This window comes from Leptotrichia sp. OH3620_COT-345 (genome assembly GCF_003932895.1).
Taxonomy (GTDB): domain Bacteria; phylum Fusobacteriota; class Fusobacteriia; order Fusobacteriales; family Leptotrichiaceae; genus Pseudoleptotrichia.
In genome coordinates this window covers 1-359 of record NZ_RQYW01000152.1, presented here as the reverse complement: position 1 = coordinate 359, position 359 = coordinate 1, and the positions used below count along the sequence as shown (strand labels likewise).

1 protein-coding gene is annotated in these 359 nt (G+C 29.5%); it reads right to left on the bottom strand.

Features of this window, described 5'->3' with window-relative positions; translation table 11 throughout:
* Positions 1 to 359: hypothetical protein (locus EII29_RS12450; RefSeq protein WP_158612563.1), on the bottom strand; the 359-nt coding region annotated here is incomplete at both ends.

Here is a 359-nt window from a genome sequence, read left to right as displayed (position 1 = left end):
ACATAAAGGTTTTTATCACTTAAAAGTCGACCTTCATTTTCTATATTTTTTGCCCTTACCGATAATGTATCAAGTCCTTTTATTTCTTTCTTATTTTCTAATTCCTCTTTTGTATCTATACTTAATATTCTCGATACTATATCTTCTTTTAAGTTTATTCCCTTTTCGCCTATCAGCTCAAGAGTATTATTTCTATTTATTTTTTCATTTACCGTTACCTTTTTCCCTTTTAATGTAGTTACATAATCTCCTTCTACAAGACCTTCATATTCGTACTCATTAGGCGTAGTTAATTCCACTACACCTCGTGATACTATTTTACCTTCCTTATTTGATAATCCTCCTATATTTAATGTCGT